Origin of the sequence: Bradyrhizobium sp. CSA112, from assembly GCF_029051645.1 — a bacterium.
Classification (GTDB): Bacteria; Pseudomonadota; Alphaproteobacteria; order Rhizobiales; family Xanthobacteraceae; genus Bradyrhizobium.
The window spans coordinates 99,865-125,754 of the sequence record NZ_JAACFS010000014.1 but is presented as its reverse complement, the minus strand read 5'-3'; the positions used below and the strand labels follow the sequence as shown (position 1 = coordinate 125,754).

Sequence of the window (25,890 nt, the reverse complement as noted above, 5' to 3'; positions counted from 1 at the left end):
TGAAAATGGTGGGCACGCTTCGCTTTGCCCACCCTACGAGAGAACGACGAGATTGAATCCCCGTCAAAACAACGAGCCCTGCCCGTCATCCTCAGGCACCACCGATGCCGCCTTGCGCGGCGCGGCCTTCCTCACAGGCTTCGGCTCCTCCGCCGCGCGCTCCTCGTCCGTGATCGGCAACAGCAGTTGCGCGTCGTCATTGACCACGCGATTGACGCGGGTGGAAATCTCGTGCCAGGCGAACTCGCCCTCAGTCGGCCCGCGCAGCAGCGGCATCACATCCTCGGCGTCGTGGGTGCGGCCGTCGAGCCAGCGCTCGAATTCCTCAGGCGCGATCGTCACCGGCACGCGGTCATGCAGCGTGGCAAGGTCGCGGCTGGCCGGTGCGGTGACGATGGCGACGCTGTCGGTCTCCTCGCCGTTCGGCCCCATCCAGGTCTCCGCGAGCGCGGCAAAGCCGACCGGCCGGCCGTCGCGGCGATGGATGAAGAACGGCCGCCTGCGGCCGCCGGCATCCTGCCACTCGTAATATCCGTCCGCCGGAATCAGGCAGCGCCGCCGCTTGATGGCATTTTTGAAGGCAGGCTTATCGAGAACCGTCTCGGAACGCGCATTGATCAGGAGCGTAAATTTACGGGGATCCTTCACCCACGAGGGCACCAGTCCCCAGCGCATCAGCCGGAAGTGGCGACCGCCATTTTCCAGGATGACAACCGGAACCGGCTGAGTCGGCGCGATATTATACCGCGGCGGGAAATTGGGCTGCTCGATATAGCCGAAGATCTGCCGAAGCGCCGCCGGCGGCGAGGTAATGACGAAACGTCCGCACATTATCTGACCAAGATAAGCCGCCGTTTAATGGCTGTTAACCCCAGATGTTAACAGTGGAACAGATGACCTGTACGGCCGCCACCGAATTGCGATCCGATCTTCCGATGCCGCCACCGACGGGCCGTATAGACGAGGCCCGCGCGGAGCAGTTGCGCGCCGCCAATATCAATCCGCGCACCGGGCTCGCCACCGACTACCTGAATCATTTCAACGAAGCCATCATGCTGCTCGAAATGGTTCCGGACATGCCGGAATGCGCGGAGGATTTCCTCACCTGGACTCCGCTGTCCTACGCCGAGCATTTTTGGGCCTCCAACTTCAAGGCCCGCGACCTCGCGATCGAGGCCTATGAATGCGCCGATCCCAAGGTCCGCGCCAATTTCGACCATCTCACTGCGACCATGACCTCGATCCTGACCGCGGTGGGCAAGGCGATGCGCGAAGCCCAGCAGGACAGGACGCGCGCCACGCTGGCCGAGCAGGCCACCGCCTGGGTCAAGCCGCTGGTGGCGCTGGCCGGCGGCATCATCAACGGTAACGCCGAGGCCGACGTCGAAGCGGTGATGTCGAACTAGCCGCCTCCCGCTTGACGCCACGCTGCCGCATTAGACCTGCGCGGACCGATCGGGCATGATCGCTTCCACCGCAAGTTCCCTGCTTACCCGGATCACCCTTGGCTTCCCCAGTTCAGCCGACCCGCCCCCAGCTCGCCGTCAGCGGCGCGATCTTCCGCGACGGCAAGGTCCTCCTGGTCCGCCGCGCCCGCTCGCCGGGCAAGGGTTTTTACTCGTTCCCCGGCGGCCGGGTCGAATTCGGCGAATCCCTGCACAGCGCGCTCCACCGCGAGGTGGACGAGGAAACGGGCCTAAGAATCGAGATTTTGGGCCTGGCAGGCTGGCGCGAAGTGCTGCCCGGCGCCTCTGGCGGCGGGCATTACGTGATCATGTCGTTCGCGGCGCGCTGGGCGGCCGGGGAGCCGGTCCTGAACGACGAGCACGATGATTACAAATGGCTGTCGCCGGATGGGCTTGGCGATCTCAAGGTCACCGGCGGCCTTCTGGAGGTCATCGAGGCCGCCCGGAAGCTGGTCTAGGCGGGGCCCCTCAGCGCCTCACGCCTTGCCTCGGGCGTCTTGAGGGGGCATATCGGCCCCAATGCTCAAGCACGCCCTCGCCGCCCTCATCCTTATCTCGGCATGCCATGTGGCCCCCGTGCGGGCCCAGGATGCCGCCGCGCCGTTTGACGGCGAACTGCAGCGGCTGGCCGAGATTCTCGGCACCCTCCACTACCTCCGGGGCATTTGCGGTGCCAATGAAGGGGCGAAATGGCGCAACGAAATGCAGGCGCTGATCGACGCCGAAACCCCTTCCGGCGACCGCCGCGCCCGCATGATCGCAGGCTTCAACCGCGGCTATAACGGCTTTCAGCAGACCTACCGGACCTGCACGCCCGCAGCTTCGGTCGCGATTCGCCGATATATCGAGGAAGGCTCAAAGATCTCGCGCGACCTCACCGCGCGCTACGCGAACTAGGCAACCATGGACGCGATCTATTTCGACCTCGACGGAACGCTGACGGACCCCAAGCTGGGCATCACCCGCTCGATCCAATACGCGCTGCAAAAGCTCGATCATCATACAATTCCGACCGCGGACGAGCTGACCTGGTGCATCGGCCCGCCGCTGCGCACGAGCTTTGTGAGGTTGCTCGGCGGCGATCACACCGCCGATCGCGCGGTGGCGCTCTACCGCGAGCGATTTTCCGAAATCGGCCTGTATGAGAACAGCGTCTACGACGGCATCGGCGAGGTGCTGGCGTCGCTATGCGCTTCCGGCCACCGGCTGTTCGTCGCCACAAGCAAGGCGCACGTGTTCGCCGACCGCATTATCGACCATTTCGGCCTGCGCAGCCATTTCGAGCGCGTGTTCGGTGCCGAGCTCGACGGCACGCGCGCGGACAAGTCGCATCTGCTGGAATACGCGCTGAAGGAGACGTCAGTCGATCCGGTCAAAACCCTGATGATCGGCGACCGTAGCCACGACATGGTCGGTGCGAAAAACAACGGCATGAAGGGCATCGGCGTGCTGTACGGCTACGGCAGCCGGGACGAGTTGCTGGAGGCCGGCGCGCACCATGTTTGCGCTACTCCGGGCGCGATCCTCGGTTGCATTACGTGAAACGAGCGGGAACTTTTGTCACCGCCTGAAATTCGGCAGCGCCGTTAACCTTTCTTAAAGATGTGGCCTAGGCGGGCTCGCACCGCATGCTACAGCTTATCGCGTTAGGATGCGATCCGCCCTGGTTCGCGCGCAGATTTCGTTGAGCTTCATGAGCCGCCCAGCCTCCTTCTCGATCGCCCGCGAGCCGCTTCCCGATCACGAACAGAAGCAGACTGCCCTGTGCTACCTGAACGAGGCCTGGGCGGAAGCGCGGCACGAAGGCGTCGATGGCGACTGCCTCGCACAGGCGAGCCTGTTCACGGCGCTGGCCGAACTGGTCTCGACCTATGGCGAGGACGCGGTGGCGAAATTCGTCGAGGGTCTCTCGGTTCGCGTGCGCAACGGCGAGTTTTCGCTGTCGCTGGCGAAGCAGTAGATTTACTCCGCTGTCATCGCCCGCGAAGGCGGGCGATCCAGTACGCCGAAGCCTCTCGATTCAATCGCTATCGTCTCTGGAATACTGGATCACCCGCCTTCGCGGGTGACGACGACTGTGATGGGGCACGACGCCGCGCCTCTCGCACAGCAGAAACTCTCACGCCGTCAACGTCTCCAAGAACCGCACCGGCTCGCCGGTGGAAGGCGCCGTTACCTCACCCTGCCACATCACACGCTTGCCGCGCACGAAGGTGCCGACGGGCCAACCCGTGACACGCATGCCGTCATAGGGCGTCCAGCCGGCGCGCGAGGCTACCCATTTGTTGGTGATGGTCTCGGAGCGCTTCAGATCGACGATGGTGAAATCGGCGTCATAGCCTGCTGCAATGCGGCCCTTGCAGGCGATGTTGTAGAGACGCGCAGGGCCCGCGCTCGTCAGATCGACGAAGCGTGCCAGCGACAGCCGCCCCGCATTGACGTGGTCGAGCATCAAGGGCACGAGCGTCTGCACTCCGGTCATGCCCGAGGGCGAGGCCGGATAGGTTTTCGCCTTTTCCTCCAGCGTATGCGGAGCGTGGTCGGAACCAAGCACATCGATGATGCCTTGCTCGATGCCGTACCAGATACCGTCGCGGTGATCGGCCGAGCGCACCGGCGGGTTCATCTGCGCGCGGGTGCCGAGCCGCTCGTAGCATTCGGGTGCGGCCATGGTGAGATGATGCGGCGTCGCCTCGCAGGAGGCGACATCCTTGTGGTCGCGCAGATAGTCGATTTCCTGCTTGGTCGAGATGTGCAGGACGTGGATGCGTTTTCCCGTTTCGCGCGCAAGATTGACCAGCCGCTGGGTCGCCATCAGCGCCGCGGTCTCGTCGCGCCATACCGGATGCGAGCGCGGATCGCCCTCGACGCGGAGCGGCTTGCGCTCGTTGAGGCGGTATTCATCCTCGGCGTGAAAGGCAGCGCGGCGGCGGATCACCTGGAAGATGCGGCGCAGGCTCTCGTCATCCTCGACCAGCAGCGCACCGGTGGAGGAGCCGATAAATACCTTCACGCCGGCGCAGCCCGGTGCGCGTTCGAGTTCAGGTAAATCCTGAACATTCTCGCGCGTGCCACCGATGAAGAAAGCAAAGTCGCAATGCATGCGGTGACGGCCGCGCTTCACCTTGTCGGTGAAGTTGGCTTCCGTGACGGTCAGCGGATCGGTGTTCGGCATTTCGAACACAGCCGTGACGCCACCCATCGCGGCACTGCGCGAACCGGTTTCAAGATCTTCCTTATGCGTCTGGCCCGGCTCGCGGAAATGCACCTGCGTGTCCATCACGCCCGGCAGGATGTGCAGGCCCTTGCAGTCGATTGTCTCGGCGGCGGAGGCTTGTCCCAGCCCGCCGATCGCGGCGATCCGGCCGTTGGAAATGCCGATGTCGCGGATGCCCTCGCCGTCCTGATTGACCACGGTGCCGGATTTTAGAATGGTATCAAATCGTTGATTCATCGGTCCTCGACGCCCGCGTCAGGCTTTCGCACAGGCCTTGTTGGCGGCACCTTAGCGCCTTAACTTCGCATGGGATATCCGTCACCTGCGTTTTCTCCGGAACTTCAAAAACACGTCAAAAGAGGCCGATTTAGCTTATGAAAGCAGCGTTTCTTCCGGACCGGGGCGTGGTCAAGGTCAGCGGCGAGGATGCCCGCAGCTTCCTCAACGGCCTCGTCACCACAGACATCACGCTGCTCGAGCCCGGCCTTGGCCGGTTCGGCGCGCTGCTGACGCCGCAGGGCAAGATCACGGCCGACTTCCTGATCACGGAAGCCCCGGCCGGCCATGGCGGAGGCTTCCTGATCGATGCGCCCCGCGCGCTGGCGCAGAACCTCGCCGACAAGCTCGGCTTCTACAAGCTGCGCGCCAAGGTCGCGGTGGAAAATATCTCGGGCAGCATGGGCGTGCTGGCAGCGTGGGACGGCGAGCCTGCGATGAAGCCCGATCTGGCGTTTGCCGATCCGCGGCAAGAGGCGCTGGGCTGGCGCATCCTCGTGCCCGAAGAGCTCAAGCAGAAGGTGGCCGATCTGATCGGCGCCGATCTCGTCGACAGCGAGGCCTATGAGGCCCATCGCATCGCCATGGGCGTGCCGCGCGGCGGGCTCGATTTCATGTACAGCGACGCGTTTCCGCACGAGACGAATATGGATCGCCTGCACGGCGTCGACTTCGACAAGGGCTGTTATGTCGGCCAGGAAGTGGTGTCGCGGATGCAGCATCGCGGCACCGCGCGCACACGGATCGTGCGGATTACGCTCGAAGACCTTTCGCCGGAGACGGGCGCTGCCGTTCTCGGCGGCGACAAGCAGGTCGGCACCATGGGATCGACCGCCGGTGGCCATGGCCTCGCGTTGGTCCGGATCGACCGCGTTGCAGACGCGCTCGATGCCGGACATGCGTTGACGGCCGGCGGCCTTGCGATCCGGCTGACCGACCCGAACGATGTTCGCACCCCACCGAAGCAGACCGTCGCATGAGCAAATCTGCGCGCCTGCACCCCGACGGCAAGATACGGTGCCCGTGGCCCGGCGAAGACCCGTTCTACATGGCCTATCACGACACCGAGTGGGGCGTGCCAGAATATGACGACCGGGCGCTCTATGAAAAGCTGATCCTCGACGGCTTCCAGGCCGGGCTGTCGTGGATCACGATTTTGCGCAAGCGCGAAAATTTTCGCAAAGCCTTCGACGACTTCCAGCCGGAGAAGATCGCGCGTTACAACGCCAAAAAGATTCACGCCCTGATGAACGATGCCGGCATCGTGCGCAACCGCGCCAAGATCGAAGGCGCCGTCAACAGCGCCAAGGCCTATCTGAAGATCATGGAAGAAGGTGCGGGCTTCTCCAAATTCCTGTGGGACTTCGTCGACGGCAAGCCCCTCGTCAACCAGTTCAAGACCACGGCCAGCGTGCCGGTCTCAACGCCGGTCTCGATCAAGATTTCAAAGGAGCTCGGCGCGCGCGGTTTCAAATTCGTCGGCCCGACCATCGTCTACGCCTTCATGCAGGCCACCGGCATGGTCAACGACCATCTGGTCACGTGCTTCTGCCACGAGGCCTGCTGCGGCAAACTTCGCAAGCCCCGCCTCAAGGCCAAATGACGACGCGAAAATCGTCCAGCATCGCCAACCGCGCCTGGCAGCGGATGCTGTCGGGGCGGCGGCTCGACCTGCTGGACCCCTCCCCGCTCGATATCGAGATAGCCGACATCGCCCATGGCCTGGCGCGCGTTGCGCGCTGGAACGGGCAGACCAGCGGCGCGCATATTTTCTCGGTGGCGCAGCATACGCTGCTGGTGGAAACCGTGATGCGCGAGCAGATGCCGCGCGTCGACGTCAGCTTCCGGCTCGCTGCGCTGCTGCACGACGCACCGGAATATGTCATCGGCGACATGATCTCGCCGTTCAAGGCGGTGCTCGGCGGCGACTACAAGGTGGTGGAAAAGCGCCTGCTGGCGGCGATCCATATTCGCTTCGGCCTGCCGCCAACTCTCGCCGATGAAATCACCAAAGCCATCAAGGCGGCCGATCGCGGCGCGGCCTATCTCGAAGCCACCCATCTGGCAGGATTTTCACAGGCCGAGGCGAAGCGCCTGTTCGGCAGAGATCCCGGCCTGCCCGAGGCCACGGTGCGTGATTATCTGACGCCGTGGACTGCGGCCCGGGCCGAGAAGCAGTTTTTGGCCCGATTCAAGCTGCTGCTTGGTTGAATGGAGGCCGTTGTAGGGTGGGCAAAGCGCAAGCGTGCCCACCATTATTTCCCTCGGAAACAAGATGGTGGGCACCGGCGCAAACGCGCCTTTGCCCACCCTACAAGCAGCAGCTATAATCTCGGCAACCAGGAATACCAGGGATCGCCATGCTTCACGTCTGTTCGCTTGCCGCACTTCCCGAGATCGTCAAAGCCACTGGCGCCAGCCACATTCTCACCGTAATGGCCAATGTCGATCAGGTGCTCCGCCCGGCATCGGTGCTCGAGGCCAACCATCTGAAAGTGTCGATGGACGACATCACCGAGCACATGGACGGTTTTGTCGCGCCGGCAGATCATCATATCGAAAGGGTGCTGAATTTCGTCCGTAGCTGGGACCGCAACGCGCCGATGGTGGTGCATTGCTATGCCGGCATCAGCCGCTCCACCGCGAGCGCCTTTGCGGCCGCCTGCGCGCTCAATCCGCACCGCGACGAGATCGAGATAGCGAGGCAGATTCGCGCCCGCTCCCCGATCGCCTCCCCCAACCGGCTGATCGTCAGTCTCGCCGACAAGGCTCTGGGACGCGAGGGGCGGATGCTGCGCGCACTCGACGAAATGGGCCCCGGCAGCATGACCGTCGAAGGCCGGCCGTTCCGCGTCGATTTGGAATGACGCGATGTTCCCCGGATGCTGCGCATCACGCCGCGCTTGCGGCGTGATGCGCTGCTGATCCGGGGCCCAAGCGATCATGGGTCCCGGCTCTGCGGAGCAGCGCTGCGCGCCGCACCGCGTCCGGGACACGATGACTGCTGATGGCGAATGCCCCATTTGAACTTTTAGCGGACAAAGGCGCACACAGGATTGCAACCGGGCTGCCGACGTGGCCGGTTAACGGTCTGACGCGGCCGCCTGGAGGCTCCATGTTCGACGACCCCTTCTTCTTCTTCGCGCCGCTCGCGATCGCGATCGTTGCTCTGATCTTCGCGCGGAAAGCCATGAATGAAGTGGCGGAGTTGCGCCAGCGCCTGGAGGCCATCCAGGCGTCACCGGCGACCGCGGCTGGGCCCGTGCCCCCGCCGCTCACGCCATTTGAAGCCTTCGAGCAGACCCTGCCGCCGGCCTCGGCCGGAGCCGCGCCAACACCACCGCCCATCGTCCCCGACGTAGAACCCGCCGCGCCCGTTGCGCCCTCCGAGACTCCAGAGCAGGCCGCAGGCGGTGCGCCGCCACCGCCACCACCGCAGCCCGATCGCGGCTTCGAGGAGACGATCGGCACCCGCTGGGTGGTGTGGGTCGGCGGGCTGACGCTTGCGCTCGGCGGATTCTTCATGGTTCGATACTCGATCGAGGCTGGCCTGCTAGGTCCAGGCGTGCGCACCATGCTGGGCGGGTTGTTTGCGGCGGCCCTTCTGCTGGCTGGTGAATGGACCCGCCGCAAGGAGAGCGTGTCTTCCATTGCGACCCTGCCGATTGCCAACATTCCGGCCATTCTGACTGCTGCCGGAACAGCAGTGGCGTTTGCTACGGTGTACGCCGCCTATGCGCTGTATGGCTTCCTGGTGCCCGCGACTGCGTTCATCCTGCTCGGGCTGGTGGCGCTCGGCACGCTGGCCGCAGCGCTGCTGCATGGCCCGGCGCTCGCCGGCCTTGGCGTCGTCGGCGCCTTCGTAACCCCGATCCTGGTCTCATCCGACAAGCCGGACTTCTGGGCGCTCTACATCTATCTCGCGATCGTCACCGCAGCCGCCTTCGGTCTGGCGCGCGTCAGGCTGTGGCGCTGGCTCGCAGTCACCGCGATTGCGTTCGCGCTGCTATGGACGTTCCCCTGCCTGCAATGCGGCCCATCGATGGTCGGCCCGCATGCGTTCCACGTGCTCGCCGGTTTCATTCTCGCCGCCCTGCTCGTGGTGTGCGGTTTCATGTTCGGCCCGCCCGCCGACGAGGGGCAGGTCGAGCCGATCTCATCCGGCTCGCTTGCGGCCTATCTGCTCGGCGCGACCTTGATCGTGCTGAACAGCTTCCATGCCGACACTGCGATGATCGTGTTCGGCCTGCTGGTGGCCGGCAGCCTGCTTGTCGCCTGGCGCAGCGACGCCGCCGCCGGCGCTGTCGGAGCCGCCGCCGCGTTGGTCTTTGTGGTGTTCGCCGAATGGGCCGTTCGCGCCAATCCCGATATGCTGGTGCTGCCCGGTGGCCCGTTGTCAGACATCGGGCCGCGTGCCACCGACGGATCGGTGTCGCTGCACCTGATCTCGGCTGCGATCTTCGCCGTGGGCTTCGGCGTGGCGGGATTCCTGGCGCAGGGCCGCTTCGCGGGGCCGGTCATACCGGTGATCTGGTCGGCCGCGGCGGTCTTCACGCCGCTGGCGCTTCTGGTCGCGCTCTACGCCCGCATCGCGCATCTCGACCGCTCGATTCCGTTTGCGATTCTCGCGGTGATGCTGGCCGCGGCCTATGCCGCCGCAACCGAGATCCTCAGCAAGCGCGATGACCGACCGGGATTGCAGACCTCGATCGCGTTGTTCGCGACCGGCGCGCTCGCAGCGCTGGCGCTCGCGCTGACCTTTGCGCTGGAAAAAGGCTGGCTGACAATCGCGCTGGCTTTGATGTCGGCAGGCACGGCGTGGATTTCGACGCAGCGGCCGATCCCGTTCCTGCGCGCGCTCGCTGCCATCCTTGCCGGCATCGTGGTGCTGCGGATCGGCTACGAGCCGCGCATCGTAGGCAGCGCCGTCGGCACCACGCCGATCTTCAACTGGCTGTTGTGGGGCTACGGCATTCCCGCTCTCTCGTTCTGGGCCGGCAGCATCTTCCTGCGCCGTGGCGGCGATGACGCACCGCTGCGGACGGTGGAGGCGGCAGCAATCCTGTTCACGGTGCTGCTCGCGTTCATGGAGATCCGTCATGCCGTCAATAATGGCGACGTCTATCGCCAGAGTGCCGGCCTGACCGAGGTCGCGCTGCAGGTCTGCGTGGCGCTGGCGATGGCGATCGGACTGGAGCGCCTCCGCATCCGCACCGGCAGCGTTATCCACAATGCCGGCGCGATCCTGCTGACGGCGTTCGCCGGCCTCGCGGCGCTGTTCGGGCTGTTGCTGCTGGAAAACCCGATTCTCTGGCACATCGACGTCGGCGGCATCGTCATCAACCTCCTGCTGCTTGGCTACGCCCTGCCCGCGGTACTCGCGCTGCTATTGTCCTATGCCGTGGCAGGCCGCCGACCGGTCGCCTACGCCAACACGATCGCGGCGGGCGCGCTCGTTCTCGCGCTTGCTTACGTGACGTTTGAGATCCGGCGAATCTATCACGGCCCGGTCTTGTCCGTCGGTCCGACCACCGGCGCCGAGCAATACACCTACTCGATCGCGTATCTGGCGTTCGGCGTCGTACTGCTCGGCATCGGCATTCTCTTCAACTCGCAGCGCGCGCGGCTGGCGTCCGCGATCGTCATCGCACTAACGATCCTGAAAGCCTTCCTGATCGACATGTCGACACTGACCGGCGTCTACCGCGCGCTGTCGTTCATGTGTCTCGGCCTGGTGTTGGTGGCGATCGGCTGGCTTTACCAGCGGATCCTGTTCCGCAGGCAAGCGGCCGCGCCGGCCGCGCCCGCCGCACCGACAGGGAGTTGATCTCTCAGATGGAGCGTCAACTAACGGATTCCGCGACAAGGCGAATCCTGAACACCGGCTTCTTGGCTTCGTCGAGAAGCTCCATCTGCCATTCGGCGTTCTGTTTCAGGCTGCGCGAAAGGCTGCCGAGGAGGTTGCCGCAAACCTTGGTCATCTCGGTCCAGGCGGCCTCGCGGCTTTCGAATTCGGATCCTTGATCGGACGCGCCTGCGTAGCGACCGTGGCTGATCCGAAAAAAATACAGCGGCATGATTGATCTCATGTGTTGGGCCGCCTCCCGGCCTGCTCTGCCGGTCACCACTTGGAATGAGATTCGCTGCCAGCGCGTGAATCCGCTAGCCCGTATGACTACGGGATCGGGTATGCCGGATGAGGCTGGATGCGGGATGATTCAGCGGCCGCGTGATGGCTCTCGGACCGGCCGCACGCCCATTCGATCTCGAGCTTATTTGCCGTCCTGGCCCAGGCGCCGTTTCCGCGATCAATCGGTCGAGCGGCGCAGCTCCGGGGCGCTCTCGGCCTTAGCCGGTTCAGACTTGGCCTGCTCCGCCTTCGGCTCGGATTTCACCGGCTCGAGCTTGGCGCTTTCGACCGCCGGTGTTTCGACCCGCGTCGTTACCTCGGCACGTGCGTCAGCCGCCGCGCGCGACGGCTCCTCCCGACGATGCAGCGAACGCGGTCGTGCCACAGAGCGCGCCATCAGCATCTGCGAGGCGCCCTGATGGCGGAAATCGCAATAGGCAAAGCCCATGCCCGAGACGGAGCCGCGGAACGAGCGATCGTCGCGCTTGTCGAGATTGAAGCACGGCTCGAACGGAAGACCCTTGATCGAAGCGCAAACGGCCTGGCCGCGAATCTGCAGCGTGTTGCCGGGCAGGCGCACATGACGGATCGGGCCCGAGCCGCTGAATTGGATAGAACCGGCTGCACCGAGATCATCGAGGATGCGGCCGGCGCCACGGGTGCCGTCGAAACAGGTAAAGGCGAAAACCTTGCCGCTCACAAACCTGCGCGCCTCGTCGGCATTCATGCTCCCGGCCAGCGCAGGAACGATCATCGCACTGGCCGTGACGGCCCCCAGAACCAAACGCGCAAGCATGCAGCTACTCCAACTTAACAAGAGCGCGGGCGCCCGCCTTGGCTTGAGCATGAAAACCGGGACCCCAATCTACCGGATCATGCTGCAGGCCTCTTTACCCGCTGCTTACCATATCAACAGTGGCAACATTGGAGCAGCTTAGTTGGCAAAGTCTGAACGCCGTTAGACAATTTTTACCACGATTCGACCGCGGACCTGTCCAGCGAGAATTTGCGCGCCCGCCCCGATGACCTGGTCAAGGCCAATTTCGTGAGTAATTTCAGCGAGTTTACCCTTATCCAAATCGCTGGCAAGGCGGTTCCATGCAAGCTTGCGCTGGGGCAACGGACACATCACGGAATCGATGCCCAGAAGGCACACTCCACGCAAAATAAACGGCGCGACCGAGGACGGCAGATCCATGCCTGCGGCAAGGCCGCAGGCCGCGATGGCACCGCCATATTTCGTCATCGAGAGCAGGTTGGCGAGTGTGGTCGATCCGACGCTGTCGACGCCGCCCGCCCAGCGCTCCTTGGCCAACGGCTTGGCGGGTCCTGCGAGCTCGGCACGGTCGATCACCTCGGCCGCGCCGAGGCCTTTGAGATAATCGGCTTCCGACGTCCGCCCGGTGGACGCGATGACGTGGTAGCCGAGCTTGGAGAGCACAGCGGTAGCGACCGAACCGACGCCGCCGGCGGCGCCGGTCACCACGACCGCGCCGCTCGCAGGCGTCAGGCCGTGTTTCTCCAGCGCCAGCACCGACAGCATCGCGGTGTAGCCGGCGGTGCCGATCGCCATCGCCTCACGCGTCGAAATTCCATCGGGCAGCCGCACCAGCCAGTCACCCCTGACGCGCGCCTTCTCGGCGTAGGCGCCGAGATGGGTCTCGCCCATGCCCCAGCCGTTGCAGACGACCTTGTCGCCCGCCTTCCACTCCGGATGCGAGGATTGTTCGACGGTGCCTGCGAAGTCGATGCCGGCGATCATCGGGAAGCGCCGCACCACTGGGGCCTTCCCGGTGACGGCGAGACCATCCTTGTAGTTCAGCGTCGACCATTCGACCGCAACGGTGACGTCGCCTTCCATCAACTCGGCTTCGTCGAACTGCATCAGCGCGGCGGTGGTGCCCTTGTCCGCCTTGTCGATCCTGATGGCCTTGAACGTTCCCATGGCAACCTCCCGGACTTGACCACCCACGCGTCATCGCCGGGCTTGTCCCGGCCATCCACGTTCTTGGTTACCGCTGACAGTAAAGACGTGGATGCCCGGGACAAGCCCGGGCATGACGAAAAGTTGCTTCTTGGAAGTCGTTTACCGCATCAGGCGGGTTGTGCAACCGGGCGCGCGACCGGCTGCTCGACGATCGGCAGGTTGATCAGCGCCGACAGCACACCAAACAAGATCGAGAGCCACCAGATCGCCGTGTAGGAGCCGAACTGCTCGAACACGATGCCGCCGAGCCAGACGCCAAGGAAACCGCCGACCTGATGGCTGACGAAGGCAAAGCCATAGAGCGTTGCGAACCAGCGGGTACCGAACATCAGCGCCACCAGCGCCGAAGTCGGCGGCACTGTCGAGAGCCAGGTCAGTCCGCTGATGGCGCCGAACGCAATGGCCGAGAAGGTGGTGATCGGGAACGAGATGAAGGCGATGATGGCGAGCGCGCGCGTCAAATAGATCAGCGACAGGATATAGCGCTTCGGATACAGATTCTGCAGCCAGCCGACGCCGAGCGAGCCGATGATGTTGAAGAGGCCGATGGCCGCGACCACCCAGCCGCCGGTCTGCGCCGAGACGCCGCGATCGGCAAGATACGCCGGAAGATGCACGGTGATGAAGGCGAGCTGGAAGCCGCAGGTGAAGAAGCCCAGCACCAGCAATACATAGGAGCGATGGCCGAACGCCTCCGCCAGCGCCGTCTTGAACGATTGCTGGTCCGCGGCAGGAACGTTCGACGACGATGACGTCGGTGCCGGTGGCGTCGCGATCGCAAGCGACAGCGGTATTATCAAGAGCATCAGCAAGGCGAACACCGTCAGCGCCGCCTGCCAGCCGAAATTGTCGATCATCGCGACGCCGAACGGCGCGAACAGGAATTGCCCGAACGAGCCGGCCGCGGTGCCGGCGCCGAGCGCAAAACCGCGCCGCTCGGGCGGCAGCAGCTTGCTGAATGCCGACAGCACCAGGTTGAACGAACAGCCTGATAGACCGAAGCCGATCAGGACGCCGGCGCCGAGATCGAGCGAAAGCGGCGCCGTGGAATAACGCATCAGGAGCAGACCGCCGGCATAGAGCAGCGCGCCGACGATCATCACTCGCAGGATGCCGAAGCGATCGGCGATGGCACCCGCGATCGGCTGGCCGAGGCCCCACAACAGATTCTGCAGCGCCAGCGCGAGGCCGAAAACGTCGCGCCCCCAGGCGAACTCGCGGCTCATCGGCTGGACGAAAAAGCCGAGGCTCGAGCGCGGCCCGAAGCTCAGCAGCGCGATCGCGCAGCCGCAGATGATGATGACAAGCGGGGTGCGCCAGGTACCAAGGCCGGAGGATGGACGAAGCTCGCCGCTGGTAACAGCCATCTATTTCCCCCTGGACAATCCGCGCCCGGAACCGCCAGGCGAAACGTTACGCTGAGTTAATGCAGATGCATGAAAAGCCCAAGGGGGCGCCATAGAAAAATTTTCCGCTGCAGGGCAGCTCTGCAAAATTGGCGAGGGCAATGAGTACAATTTTGCAGGGGCGACGGTTCGCCATGATGTCGTCCCTGCGAACGCAAAGGACCCATACGCCGCGGCCGCCGGAATGGGCAGGAGGGGAGACGGCTTTACAAGCTATGGCGGTGAGTTGGCTGACGCAGAGCGTCTGCCATCGCGCTTCATCGAAAGATCACGCGGTATGGGTCCCTGCGTTCGCAGGGACGACAGACGTCACCGTTTCGCGCTGGCCTGCTCGGCCGAGCTTTGTGCGGCTTCGGCGAGCTTGGCGGAGATCGCCGCGGTCTCGGCGGCCGTGCCCCAGCTCGGCGCATCGCTGCCGTTGCCCCAGGCGCGCGGTCGGTAGAACGTGTGCACGCCGAACTTGGACATCTTCTTCATTTCATTGACCCAGGACGGGCGCACCCAATAGGCGTGATAGTGCGTCGACTTGTCGACTTCCGGCAGCCAGAGCTGGCCGTCGAGTATCGCTTTCGCGATTCTTTGCGCGCGCTCCCACATCTCGGGCTCGCGAATGACGTCCTTGTTGTTGTCGCAGGCAAAGGTGAACTGGCACGCCAAATGACGGTGCTTGTTCTGGTAGACCACGCCGCACACGGTTTCGGGATATTTGCCGGAGAAGGCACGGTTCAGCACCACCTGCGCCACCGCGATCTGGCCCCGCACCGCTTCGCCGCGGGCTTCGAAGTAGACGGCTTCAGCCAGGCACTTCTCCGACTTGGCGCGCGACTTTTCGTCGAACAGGCCGAGACGCTCGGCCGGCGTCTTGGCGCGCTGGTTGTCGGCGTTGACTTCGCCCTTCGGCGCGACGCTCTCGCCCATGTCGCCGGCCCGCACCGGACCGTCGGCGTCGACCGGCAGCGAGGCCATCACCTTCATGTCGGGATCGGAACGCGCGGTCGGCATCACGATGACAGGCTCTTCGCCGGGCTGCCATCGCTCGATGCTTTCGGGCGAGCCGAGCGACGAGCCAAAGAACAGGCTCGAGGTTTTGAAGGAGAAACCATCGCGCGGTGGCTCGGCGGCCTTCGGCGCGACCTTGAAGTCATCATGCGGTTTGGTTTCGAGTGAGAGCGACATATCATATTGTTCAAGCGGCGGCGCGCTGAGCGCGGCCTGCAACTCGGGATCGAGCGGCGCGCGCTCGATCGACGGCATCGTTTCGGCGGTCTTGGCGCCCTTGACCGAGGCATTTGATGTCGCGGGATCCTCGGTCACCGGCGCGCGCTCGGCAGGGACTGCCGTTTCCGCAGGCGGTGGCGGCGTCACGATGAGCCGATCACCCTTCAGCGTGCGATCGACCTTGGGAAAATCGGCGGCGTGATAACGCGGCGGCGGAGCGACGAGCGGGTTGCGCGTCACAGATCCCGTGATGTCGATGCCTTGATTGTCGAGGCGGGCCAGTCGGTAGGTCGCAGTTTGCGGCGAGAAGGTTCCGATCGGACGGCCGAAACTGAACGTTGCGACCTGGATAGTACCGGCGGACGAGAACACCCGCTTCTGCCAGCGCTCGGCGACGCCGGGCTGGCGCGCCAGCAGCGAGGCAATATCCTGATATCCGATCTCGGTCGGCATCAATGCGAAGACGCAGAGACCGAGACCGAAGGACGCAAACCGCGCGCCCTTCGGCTGGTTACGCAACACAAACATCGGTACGCTCACGCAACGCTTACAAAGGGTCGAATGTCAGTACATCCGTGCAATTCGACCTTTATTGTTGGTATCGAATTTAGGTTGCCGGGGAGTTAATCGGCGTGGCCTGCGCGTTACACGCAAGACATCGCGCGGGTTTCGCCTGACGCATGAGAAGGGTTGGTAAACAGGCGCGTGATGAAAGTGGTAAACATCTCGTCAACGAAGATGATGAAGAAAATCGGCGCGTCCGTGTGACGACTGGAACTCATGATCGCGACCGTCATTCCGGGGCGATGCGAAGCATCGAACTAAGGTGCGCAATTGCGCACCTGAGAATCTCGAGATTCCGGGTCTGGTCCTTCGGACCATCCCGGAATGACGCCTCGCATTATGTGCAAAAGAAAATGGCCGGGAAAATCCCGGCCACTCCAATCTCTCTGGCTGCGAAGCTTACGCTTGGCTTGCGACCGTCTTGCCGAGCGCGGCCTGCGCGGCGGCGAGGCGTGCGATCGGCACGCGATAGGGCGAGCACGAGACGTAGTCGAGACCGATCTCGTGGCAGAACGCCACCGATGCGGGATCGCCGCCATGCTCGCCGCAAATGCCGACCTTGAGGCCGGGCCGGACTTTACGGCCGCGGGTGACGCCGATCTTCACGAGTTCACCGACGCCATCGCGATCGACCGAGATGAACGGATCGATTTCCAGGATTCCCTTGCTGACATAGGTGCCGAGGAAGCTTGCGGCGTCGTCGCGGCTGATGCCGTAGGTGGTCTGGGTCAGGTCGTTGGTGCCGAACGAGAAGAACTCCGCGGTCTGCGCGACGTCGCCGGCCATCAGGCAGGCGCGCGGCAACTCGATCATGGTGCCGACCTGGTAGGCCAGCTTCTTGCCGGTCTCCTTCATCACCGACTGCGCGGTGGCGTCGATCCGCGCCTTGACCAGGTCGAACTCGGCCTTGGTCGCGATCAGCGGCACCATCACCTCGAGGCCTACCGCCTTGCCGGTGCGCTTCTCGGCTTCGACCGCCGCCTCGAAGAGCGCGCGCGACTGCATCTCGGCGATTTCGGGATAGGCAATGGCGAGGCGGCAGCCGCGGAAGCCCAGCATCGGGTTGAACTCGGCGAGATCGCGGGCGCGATCGGCGAGCCTCCGCGGATCGGTGTTCATCGCGCGCGCGACTTCCTCGATCTCGGCCTGGGTATGCGGCAGGAACTCGTGCAGCGGCGGATCGAGCAGGCGGATCGTGACGGGTAGTCCCTTCATGATCTCGAACAGCTCGACGAAATCCGCGCGCTGCATCGGCAGCAGCTTCGACAGCGCGGCACGGCGCGACTGCTCGTCCTCGGAAAGGATCATCTCGCGCACGGTGCGAATGCGGGTTTCCTCGAAGAACATGTGCTCGGTGCGGCACAGGCCGATGCCCTCGCCGCCGAATTTTATCGCAGTTCGCGCATCTTCCGGCGTGTCTGCGTTGACGCGAACGCCGAGCTTGCGAACCTGATCGGCCCAGCCCATCAGCGTGCCGAATTCGCCCGACAGTTTCGGCTCGATCATCGGCATCCGGCCGGCCAAGACCTGGCCGAGCGAACCATCGATGGTGATGACGTCGCCGGTCTTGAAGGTGCGGGAGCCGACGCTCATCGTGCCGCGGCCGTAGTCGACGCGAATGGCGCCGCAGCCGGAGACGCAGGGCTTGCCCATGCCGCGCGCGACCACAGCGGCGTGCGAGGTCATGCCGCCACGGGTGGTCAAAATGCCTTCGGCGGCGTGCATGCCGTGAATGTCTTCCGGGCTGGTCTCGACCCGCACCAGAATGACGTTGCGGCCGTCGGCCTGCAGCTTGGCCGCTTCATCCGACGAGAACACGATCTCGCCCGATGCGGCCCCCGGCGAGGCCGGCAGGCCCGTCGCGATCACGTCGCGCTTGGCGGCGGGATCGATGGTCGGATGCAGCAATTGATCCAGCGACGCCGGATCGATCCGCATCACCGCATCCTTCTTCGAGATCAGGCCTTCATTGGCGAGCTCGACCGCGATGCGCAGCGCCGCTTTCGCCGTGCGCTTGCCGCCGCGGGTCTGCAGCATCCACAACTTGCCCTGCTCGACCGTGAACTCCATGTCCTGCATGTCGCGGTAGTGCTTTTCGAGCAGTGTGTAGAACCGCGTTAGTTCCTTGAACGCCTCCGGCATCGCGCTTTCCATCGACGGCTTGTCGGAGCCGGATTCCTGGCGCGCTTCCTCGGTAATGTCCTGCGGCGTGCGAATGCCCGCCACCACGTCCTCACCCTGCGCGTTGATCAGGAATTCGCCGTAGAGCTTGCTCTCGCCGGTCGAGGGATTGCGGGTGAACGCGACACCGGTCGCGGACGTCTCGCCCATATTGCCGAACACCATGGCCTGCACGTTGACCGCGGTGCCCCATGACTCCGGGATATCGTGCAGGCGGCGGTAGGTCACCGCGCGCGTATTCATCCAGGATGAGAACACCGCGCCGATCGCGCCCCACAATTGCTCGTGCGGATCCTGCGGAAAATCCTTGCCGGTCTCGCGCGCCACCGCTTCCTTGTACTTGCCGACCAGTTCAACCCAGTCGTCGCCGGTGAGATCGGTGTCGAGCGTATAGCCCTGACCGTCCTTGAAGGTGTCGAGGATGTCCTCGAAGTGATGATGCTCGAAGCCGAGCACCACGTCCGAATACATCGTGATGAAGCGGCGATAGCTGTCATAGGCAAAGCGACGATCGCCGGATAATTCGGCGAGCGCTTCGACCGTGCGATCGTTGAGGCCGAGATTGAGCACGGTGTCCATCATGCCCGGCATCGAGGCGCGGCCGCCGGAGCGGACCGACACCAGAAGCGGATTCTTCGAATCGCCGAACGCCTTGCCGGTCAGCTTGCCGACGTGATCGAGCGCCTTCTCGACCTGCACCTTCAATGCGGGCGGATAGGATTTGTCGTGCGCGTAGAAGTATGTGCAAACCGAGGTCGGAATGGTGAAGCCGGGAGGCACCGGCAGGCCGAGATTGGCCATTTCGGCGAGGTTGGCGCCCTTGCCGCCGAGCAGGTCGCGCAGGCCCGCTTTGCCCTCCGCCTTGCCGTCTCCGAAGGTATAGACCCACTTTCCGGATTTTAGCGCCTCGGCGACGGGCTTACCGACCGCGGGCTTCTTGGCGGGCTTGGCCTTGGCGACCGGCTTGGCCGGCGCCTTCTTCAGCGCCTTGCGGGCGGAAGGAGAAGCAGCGGCTTTTCGGGCCGATGGCTTTGATTTTGCTACAGATTTCGCTGCAGCCTTCTTGGACTTCGCGACGGCTTTGGCCATGGATTCCAACTATCCGAAAAAGGGGAGAAAGATGCGCGCCTTACACCATTTTGAGGGGTTCCGCGCAAGCTGCGAAACCCTGCTTTCCTGCGCTAGAACCGAAACATCTTGAGCACGCCGAGACCGACCAGGCCTACGAAGATCAGGTAGATAGCGACGATGTAATTGAGTAGCCGCGGCATGATGAGGATAAAAATTCCCGCAACAAGGGCGACAATAGCGGGAACGTTCGCGGCGGTGATGGTCATTGAAATCTCCGGCTGATGGGGAATCGAATCGAGGGGAGCAACTTAACCGCTGGCGCGGTTCCGGAATAGCAAGACGCTTACCGCTTCAATGGGTTCCAGCCTCCGCAACAATTCCCCAGAAATGCCTCGGATGAGGCCGCGGTTTTCAGGAACAATGCAGGCACGGGATGAATTGGCCCGCATTGTATGCGCTGGCGGAAGCCGGCGCCTCTTCCCGCGAAGGAGTTGACCATGCGGAACAGACTGTTTGCCATTGCGGCGATCGCCGGCGCAATGGCTGCCCCGATCGCGGCTCAGGCGCAGACCACCACCGGTACCGTCGGCCGCAGCACGACCGTCATCGGTGAACACGAAGGCATCACTGCCGACCAGCGTCCGGCCTTCCGCGAATACGTCGTGCGTGAACGCGTACCGAACTACACGATTTCCGAGCGTGTGACGGTTGGCGCCGTGCTGCCGGAAGCCGGCGTGACCTATTACGACGTGCCGCAATCGTTTAGCATGACGCCCTATCGCTACACCGTGGTGAACGGCCAGACGATACTGGTCGAACCGCGCTCACGTCGTATCGTTCAGGTGGTCGATTGACCTTCAGTAGCCTGAACGATTGGTCCGGGCGCCGCGCAAGCGGATGTGCGCGAGATACGACCGGACAAAGACCCCGCCCGGCGTCCCCTCCGGGCGGGGTTTTGTTTGTGTACGCGGCCGCAGCTGTAGGGTGGGCAAAGGCGCTCTTCGCGCCGTGCCCACCATTCCATCGGCATGCTTCTCGGGACCCTTGGTGGGCACGCTTCGCTTTGCCCACCCTACAATTTATTCCCTGATCTCCAGTCCCGGCTTCTTCACCACGAGCCGGTGGGTCTTCTTTCCCGATGAGGCGCTGACCGCCTCTTCATCGAGCAGCACCGTTACCGTCTTCAGTTCCGCCAGCACCAGGGCGGCATCGAACGCCACGTAAAGCCGTCCCTGTGCATCGCGTTGATCGGCGCCCTCGGTGACGCGCCAGCTCAGATAGAGAATGCCGCTGGGCTTGACGATATCGAGCAGACGGCGAACCGATGCCGCAATCTGCTTGCGGTCGAGATGCATGATCACGGTTTCGCACAGGACGTTGTCGAACGTGCCGACGCCGCGCAGGTCGGGCAATTCGGCATGCGCGAACTTGAGCGAAGGATATCGCCGGCGTGCTTCGTTGAGCAGGCCTTCCGAGGCATCGAAGCCCACGGCCGAAAAACCATTCGCGTGGAGCCAGGCGACCTCACGGCCGCAGCCGCAGCCGATATCGGCCGAGGTGCCGCCGCGCACGAAAAACCGCTCGACGATTTCCTGCAGGTCGACGGGCGCCGGCTGATCGACCCAGTCCTTCGCGAACGCTGCCGCATCCAAGTCATAAGCGGCGAGCGTCTGACGATCCATGATCTAGCCTTCGATCTTCGAAAAATCCGCAACCGCACGGGTCGCCGCGCGGATTTCATTCAGAAGCTTTAGTCGGTTCTCGCGCACCTTGGGTTCATCGTCATTGACCTTGACCTTGTCGAAGAACGCATCGACTGCCGGACGCAGCTTTGCCATCGCGCTCATCGCGGTGGCAAAATCTTCCCTGGCAACGGCGCCGCCAGCTTCGCTCTTGACCTGGTCGATCGCCTGAGCCAGCGCCTTTTCCTCAGGCAAATTGTACAGCCCGGCATCCGGCGCGCCGTCGAACGTGCGTTTGTCCCGCTTCTCCTCGATCGAGAGGATGTTACTCGCACGCTTGGTCCCTGCAAGCAGGTTCTTGCCGTCGTCGGTGTCGAGGAACTTGCCGAGCGCCTCGACGCGGCGGACGATCGTCAGGAGATCGTCTTCGAGCAGCACCGAAAATGCAGCCTTAACTAGATCGTGTCGTGCACCGACAGCACGAAGCTGTATCTCCAAGCGATCTACGAGAAAGTCCAGCAGATCGAAGACCCTATCCTTTGCAGTCTTTGCCTCTTCCTCGACAACCGCATCAGCAAAAGTCTTGTCGACAAGCCGGTGCCAAAGACGTTCGACATTTCCTTGCGATAGTCCGCCTTGTTCTTCGAGTCGCACAAGCGCAAGTCTTGGCCCTTCAAGCCTTGCGCTCTTGATATCCAAGAAATTCTCGATGTCTGAGGTTGTAAAGATGTCAACCAATGGAAGATGAATTTGGTTCTCAAGGATAATGCGTATGACGCCCAGCGCGGCGCGTCTCAGTGCATATGGATCCTTACTGCCCGTCGGCTTTTCGTTAATCCCCCAAAACCCGACCAACATGTCGATCTTATCGGCGAGAGCCACGGCAATGCTCACCGGATTAGTCGGCAAACCATCGGACTGCCCCTGAGGCTTGTAGTGCTCTTCGCTCGCCGCTGCGACAGAGGGGTCCTCGCCTTGTGCCAGCGCGTAGTATTTTCCCATTAAGCCCTGAAGTTCGGGAAACTCACCGACCACTTCACTGAGCCGATCAGCTCGTGCAAGCCGGGCCGCGCGCCTAACCGTTTCCTTGTCGGCCCCTACCAATGGGGCGATTTCGACCGCAAGATGCTCAACGCGCCTTATGTGTTGGCCCTCTGATCCGAGCTTCTCGTGAAACACGATCTGCTCGAACTTCGGCAAGCGAGATTCGAGCTTCGTCTTCAGGTCGGTCTCATAGAAGAATTTCGCATCGCTCAGCCGCGCGCGGATCACGCGCTCGTTGCCGCCAATGATGGTCTTGCCGCCGTCCGTAGCCTCGATGTTGGCGGTGAGGATGAACTTGTTGGTGAGCTTGCCCGTCTTGGGATCGCTGACCACAAAACATTTCTGGTTGTTGCGGATGGTGGCGCGGATCACTTCATCCGGGATCGTGAGATACTCCTCGTCGAAAGACCCCATCAGCGCGATCGGCCATTCGACGAGGCCTGCGACCTCGTCCGCCAGTGCTGGATCCTCGACCAGCTCAAAGCCTTGCGCGAACGCCAATTGCTTGGCGTCGGCGAGGATAATGTCCCTGCGCGCCTGCGGATCGAGCACGACCTTGGCGGCCTTCAGCTTCGCTTCATAGTCCGCAAAGCGGCGCACGGAGATTGCAGCGGGCGCCATGAACCGGTGGCCGAACGTGGTCTGGCCGGCCTCGATGCCGTCGACGGAAAACTTCACCACGTCGGGCTCTTCGGTCTCGGGCCCAAAGGTCGCGATGATCGAATGCAGCGGCCGCACCCAGGAGAGCGAACCCGATTTGACAGAGCGTTCGCCCCAGCGCATCGATTTCGGCCACGGGAAAGTTCTGATGATGACCGGCAATATCTCGGCGAGCACGTCGATCGTTGCGCGACCGGGCTTTTCGATCAGCGCGATGTAGAAGTCGCCCTTCTTCGGGTCGGTTTGAATTTTGGCGTCTTCGATCCGGGCAAGCCCGGTCGCTTTCAAGAATCCCTGGATCGCGGCATCGGGGCCGCCGACGCGCGGGCCGCGGCGTTCTTCCTTCAGGTCGGATTGCCGTATCGGGATGCCGTGCACGGTCAGCGCCAGCCGCCGCGGCGTCGCGAACGCTTTGGCGCCTTCATAGACGAGGCCCTCAGCGACGAGCTTGTCGGTCACCACGCGGCGCAGATCGTCCGCCGCCTTCGCCTGCATGCGCGCGGGGATTTCCTCGGAGAATAGCTCCAGCAGAAGATCAGGCATCAGACCGCCCTGCCCGCTTCGGTGTGAACCCAGGCATCGCCGCAGGCCTTTGCCAGTTCGCGCACCCGCATGATGTAGCTCTGCCGCTCCGTCACCGAGATCACGCCGCGGGCGTCGAGCAGGTTGAACACGTGGCTCGCCTTGATGCACTGGTCATAGGCCGGCAGCGCCATCAGATGTTCTTTCCGATTGCTTCCTTCTTTCCATCCCGCGGCCAGATATTTCCGGCAGGCTTCTTCCGCCATCGTGAACTGCTTGAACAGCATCTCGGAATCGGAATGCTCGAAATTGTGCCGGGAATATTCCTGTTCGGCCTGCAGGAACACGTCGCCGTAAGTCACTTTATCGGCACCCTCTCGACCATTGAAATTGAGATCGTAGACGCGGTCGACGCCCTGCACATACATCGCCAGGCGCTCCAGCCCGTACGTCAGTTCACCCGCAACAGTCGCGCATTCAACGCCCGCGACCTGCTGAAAGTAGGTGAACTGGCTGACTTCCATGCCGTCGCACCAGCATTCCCAGCCCAGTCCCCATGCGCCGAGCGTCGGGCTTTCCCAATCGTCCTCGACAAAGCGGATGTCGTGCAGGCTCGAATCGATGCCGATCGCGGCCAGCGACTTCAGGTACAGATCCTGAAGGTTCGGCGGCGACGGCTTCATGATCACCTGAAACTGATAATAGTGCTGCAGCCGGTTGGGATTTTCGCCGTAGCGGCCGTCCTTCGGCCGGCGCGAGGGCTGAACATAGGCCGCGTTCCAGCGCTTGGGCCCGAGCGCGCGCAGCGTCGTCGCGGGATGGAACGTGCCAGCGCCCATTTCCATGTCGTAGGGCTGCAGGATCACGCAGCCCTGCTCCGCCCAGAACCGCTGGAGAGCAAGGATGAAGCCCTGGAACGAACGTTCCGGGCGCATATGGGCAGGCAGAGCGTCCATCGGCAGAATCGGTCTCGCAAAGGGGGATTTAAGAGCGCGGGACCGTATCGACGCGGAGGCAGGGAATCAAGGCGATCGGGCCTTGTATTCCTCGTGGTGAGGAGCGCGGCAGCGCCGCGCGTCCGGACGATGCCAGCATCGCCGAGCGAACCATGAGGCCCCGAACGGGTGGCCATTCTTCGAGACGCGGGCTTACGCCCGCTCCTCAGGATGAGGGCCGGCGGGCTAACCCGGCCGATAAGCTCCCGTGACGGGGTCGCGGCGCAGCGTCGGAATATCGGCCGTCTGGGCCGCCTCGGTGACGCGCGCCAGGCGCGCCTCCTCCAGTTCCCTGTTGATGCGGACGGCGGTCTTGTAGGCCCAGCGGACCACGGCAAGCCCACCCAGGGCACCCGCAAATGCGATCAGCGGCGGCATCGGTCGATCCTTGTCGTTCACGTGTCAGCCCCCAATGCCCACATTGTCGCCCAAGCCAGCCTGCGCCGCAATTCCGCTTTTGGGACTAAATGGCACGGCTCGTTGACCTCCAGTTGATCGCTAGAACCCGAATTTGGCCCAAATTGCCCGGGTTTCGAGCGCCGAAATCAGTTCATCCGGCAATCCCCCGATACCATCAAAGGCGGCCAACGCGCCCGCCCCCGGCGACTTCCGGCCCAACAGCCCGGCCAGCATCCCGCTTGCGGGCGCGATGACGGGCGTCAGCACCTTCTCGCCATAGCGCTCACGGAGCGTCGAGCGGAGATCGCCGATCTTGTCCGCAAGGCCCAGCGACACGGACCTCTCGCCCGCCCAGTACTCGCCGGTGAACAAGACGTCGTCGGTGTCCTTGAGGCGCGCACCGCGGCTGCCTTTGACCAGGGCGATGAAGATAGCGTGGATCTCGCGCTGAAGCGCCTTCAGACGTGCGACATCATCGGGGTCTTCCGGCAGGAACGGATCGAGCATCGCCTTGTGCTCGCCTGCCGTGTAGAGGCGCCGCTCCACTCCAATTCGCTTGAGCAGGTCCTGAAAACCGAAACTGCCGCCGACCACGCCGATCGAGCCGAGGATCGAGGACGGATCGCAGAATATCTCGTCACCGGCGCAGGCGATCATGTAGCCGCCGGATGCCGCGACGTCCTCGACGAACACCAGCACCGGCAATTTCTTTTCTGCGGCAAGCTGCCTGATCCGCAAATAGATCTGGCGCGATTGCACCGGCGAGCCGCCGGGAGAATTGATCACCAACGCCACCGCCTTGGCGTGTCTGGTGGCGAATGCGCGTTCGAGCGTCCTGGCGACGCCCGCCAGCGTCAGGCCCGGCCGCAACGGCGTCACCGCACCGATGACACCCGACAGGCGCACCACCGGAACAACTACGGCGTCGCGCCGGAATCTTGCCGGGATGAATTGCTTCACCCTGTCAATAAGGTTCGGCAATCCCGTGCGATCACTTGTTTGTTGAGTCATGCCGTTACCTCGAATTAACCATTTTTTATCGCACCACTGTCATGCAAAGGCCGAAACGCCT

At 63.4% G+C, this 25,890-nt stretch carries 25 protein-coding genes; 11 read left to right on the top strand and 14 right to left on the bottom strand.

Going from position 1 to position 25,890, the window contains the following annotated elements:
* Nucleotides 1–63: 63 nt before the first annotated feature.
* Nucleotides 64–831: an SOS response-associated peptidase gene (locus GWE18_RS22945; RefSeq protein WP_275187978.1), complete on the bottom strand. Its 768-nt coding sequence runs from the start codon at nt 829–831 to the stop codon at nt 64–66.
* Nucleotides 832–935: 104 nt separating this feature from the next.
* On the opposite strand from GWE18_RS22945, the gene GWE18_RS22940 reads away from it, so the two are divergent.
* The 5 genes from GWE18_RS22940 (at nt 936) to GWE18_RS22920 (ending at nt 3,426) form a co-directional block, all read left to right on the top strand.
* A complete protein-coding gene (locus GWE18_RS22940; RefSeq protein ID WP_275188014.1) occupies nt 936–1,406 on the top strand; it encodes a hypothetical protein in 471 nt (156 codons plus the stop codon).
* 98 nt (nt 1,407–1,504) lie between these two features.
* Nucleotides 1,505–1,924: an NUDIX hydrolase gene (locus GWE18_RS22935; protein WP_275187977.1), complete on the top strand. Its 420-nt coding sequence runs from the start codon at nt 1,505–1,507 to the stop codon at nt 1,922–1,924.
* Between the two features lie 61 nt (nt 1,925–1,985).
* Nucleotides 1,986–2,363, top strand: coding sequence for a TIGR02301 family protein (locus tag GWE18_RS22930; protein ID WP_057849523.1), 378 nt, complete (start codon nt 1,986–1,988; stop codon nt 2,361–2,363).
* A gap of 6 nt (nt 2,364–2,369) precedes the next feature.
* Complete coding sequence (locus GWE18_RS22925; RefSeq protein ID WP_275187976.1) at nt 2,370–3,008, top strand: HAD family hydrolase; 639 nt, start codon at nt 2,370–2,372, stop codon at nt 3,006–3,008.
* Nucleotides 3,009–3,159: 151 nt separating this feature from the next.
* A complete protein-coding gene (locus GWE18_RS22920; RefSeq protein ID WP_275187975.1) occupies nt 3,160–3,426 on the top strand; it encodes a hypothetical protein in 267 nt (88 codons plus the stop codon).
* Nucleotides 3,427–3,585: 159 nt separating this feature from the next.
* Here the strand turns inward: GWE18_RS22920 and GWE18_RS22915 are convergent, their stop codons facing one another.
* Nucleotides 3,586–4,920: a dihydroorotase gene (locus GWE18_RS22915; RefSeq protein ID WP_275187974.1), complete on the bottom strand. Its 1,335-nt coding sequence runs from the start codon at nt 4,918–4,920 to the stop codon at nt 3,586–3,588.
* Between the two features lie 137 nt (nt 4,921–5,057).
* Between GWE18_RS22915 and GWE18_RS22910 the strand changes: the two genes are divergently transcribed.
* The 5 genes from GWE18_RS22910 (at nt 5,058) to GWE18_RS22890 (ending at nt 10,786) form a co-directional block, all read left to right on the top strand.
* Nucleotides 5,058–5,939 (top strand): folate-binding protein, encoded by an 882-nt coding sequence (locus tag GWE18_RS22910; RefSeq protein WP_275187973.1) that lies wholly within the window; start codon nt 5,058–5,060, stop codon nt 5,937–5,939.
* The gene (locus GWE18_RS22905) at nt 5,936–6,562 is read left to right on the top strand and encodes a DNA-3-methyladenine glycosylase I (RefSeq protein ID WP_275187972.1); all 627 of its coding nucleotides are present in this window, start codon (nt 5,936–5,938) and stop codon (nt 6,560–6,562) included. The genes GWE18_RS22910 and GWE18_RS22905 overlap by 4 nt, the downstream gene beginning before the upstream one ends.
* Nucleotides 6,559–7,170 (top strand): HD family hydrolase, encoded by a 612-nt coding sequence (locus GWE18_RS22900; RefSeq protein WP_275187971.1) that lies wholly within the window; start codon nt 6,559–6,561, stop codon nt 7,168–7,170. Before GWE18_RS22905 ends, GWE18_RS22900 begins: the two co-directional genes overlap by 4 nt.
* A 149-nt stretch (nt 7,171–7,319) precedes the next feature.
* On the top strand, nt 7,320–7,826 hold the full coding sequence (locus GWE18_RS22895; protein ID WP_275187970.1) for a protein-tyrosine phosphatase family protein: 507 nt from the start codon (nt 7,320–7,322) through the stop codon (nt 7,824–7,826).
* A 248-nt stretch (nt 7,827–8,074) separates the two neighbouring features.
* Nucleotides 8,075–10,786, top strand: coding sequence for a DUF2339 domain-containing protein (locus GWE18_RS22890; protein ID WP_275187969.1), 2,712 nt, complete (start codon nt 8,075–8,077; stop codon nt 10,784–10,786).
* 16 nt (nt 10,787–10,802) lie between these two features.
* Here the strand turns inward: GWE18_RS22890 and GWE18_RS22885 are convergent, their stop codons facing one another.
* The 7 genes from GWE18_RS22885 to GWE18_RS22855 all read right to left on the bottom strand — a co-directional run bounded on the left by GWE18_RS22885 (nt 10,803) and on the right by GWE18_RS22855 (nt 19,782).
* Complete coding sequence (locus GWE18_RS22885; protein WP_057849533.1) at nt 10,803–11,036, bottom strand: hypothetical protein; 234 nt, start codon at nt 11,034–11,036, stop codon at nt 10,803–10,805.
* Between the two features lie 231 nt (nt 11,037–11,267).
* Entirely contained in the window at nt 11,268–11,885 is a 618-nt protein-coding gene (locus GWE18_RS22880) for a hypothetical protein (RefSeq protein ID WP_275187968.1), read from the bottom strand.
* Nucleotides 11,886–12,047: 162 nt separating this feature from the next.
* Nucleotides 12,048–13,034 (bottom strand): MDR family oxidoreductase, encoded by a 987-nt coding sequence (locus GWE18_RS22875; protein WP_275187967.1) that lies wholly within the window; start codon nt 13,032–13,034, stop codon nt 12,048–12,050.
* 149 nt (nt 13,035–13,183) lie between these two features.
* The gene (locus tag GWE18_RS22870) at nt 13,184–14,443 is read right to left on the bottom strand and encodes an MFS transporter (protein ID WP_275187966.1); all 1,260 of its coding nucleotides are present in this window, start codon (nt 14,441–14,443) and stop codon (nt 13,184–13,186) included.
* A 348-nt stretch (nt 14,444–14,791) separates the two neighbouring features.
* Nucleotides 14,792–16,228: a cell wall hydrolase gene (locus GWE18_RS22865; RefSeq protein ID WP_275187965.1), complete on the bottom strand. Its 1,437-nt coding sequence runs from the start codon at nt 16,226–16,228 to the stop codon at nt 14,792–14,794.
* A 435-nt stretch (nt 16,229–16,663) separates the two neighbouring features.
* On the bottom strand, nt 16,664–19,534 hold the full coding sequence (gene ppdK, locus GWE18_RS22860; protein WP_275187964.1) for a pyruvate, phosphate dikinase: 2,871 nt from the start codon (nt 19,532–19,534) through the stop codon (nt 16,664–16,666).
* 92 nt (nt 19,535–19,626) lie between these two features.
* A complete protein-coding gene (locus GWE18_RS22855; protein ID WP_275187963.1) occupies nt 19,627–19,782 on the bottom strand; it encodes a DUF3096 domain-containing protein in 156 nt (51 codons plus the stop codon).
* A gap of 231 nt (nt 19,783–20,013) precedes the next feature.
* Between GWE18_RS22855 and GWE18_RS22850 the strand changes: the two genes are divergently transcribed.
* Nucleotides 20,014–20,370: a DUF1236 domain-containing protein gene (locus tag GWE18_RS22850; RefSeq protein ID WP_275187962.1), complete on the top strand. Its 357-nt coding sequence runs from the start codon at nt 20,014–20,016 to the stop codon at nt 20,368–20,370.
* Between the two features lie 225 nt (nt 20,371–20,595).
* Here GWE18_RS22850 and GWE18_RS22845 read toward each other — a convergent pair whose 3' ends face one another.
* The 5 genes from GWE18_RS22845 to GWE18_RS22825 all read right to left on the bottom strand — a co-directional run bounded on the left by GWE18_RS22845 (nt 20,596) and on the right by GWE18_RS22825 (nt 25,829).
* Nucleotides 20,596–21,198 (bottom strand): class I SAM-dependent methyltransferase, encoded by a 603-nt coding sequence (locus GWE18_RS22845; protein ID WP_275187961.1) that lies wholly within the window; start codon nt 21,196–21,198, stop codon nt 20,596–20,598.
* A 3-nt stretch (nt 21,199–21,201) separates the two neighbouring features.
* The gene (gene glyS / locus GWE18_RS22840) at nt 21,202–23,445 is read right to left on the bottom strand and encodes a glycine--tRNA ligase subunit beta (protein ID WP_275187960.1); all 2,244 of its coding nucleotides are present in this window, start codon (nt 23,443–23,445) and stop codon (nt 21,202–21,204) included.
* Entirely contained in the window at nt 23,445–24,380 is a 936-nt protein-coding gene (locus GWE18_RS22835) for a glycine--tRNA ligase subunit alpha (protein WP_275187959.1), read from the bottom strand. The genes glyS and GWE18_RS22835 overlap by 1 nt, the downstream gene beginning before the upstream one ends.
* 225 nt (nt 24,381–24,605) lie before the next feature.
* Entirely contained in the window at nt 24,606–24,797 is a 192-nt protein-coding gene (locus GWE18_RS22830; protein WP_057849531.1) for a hypothetical protein, read from the bottom strand.
* A gap of 120 nt (nt 24,798–24,917) precedes the next feature.
* Nucleotides 24,918–25,829: a S49 family peptidase gene (locus tag GWE18_RS22825; protein ID WP_275187958.1), complete on the bottom strand. Its 912-nt coding sequence runs from the start codon at nt 25,827–25,829 to the stop codon at nt 24,918–24,920.
* Nucleotides 25,830–25,890: the final 61 nt, after the last annotated feature.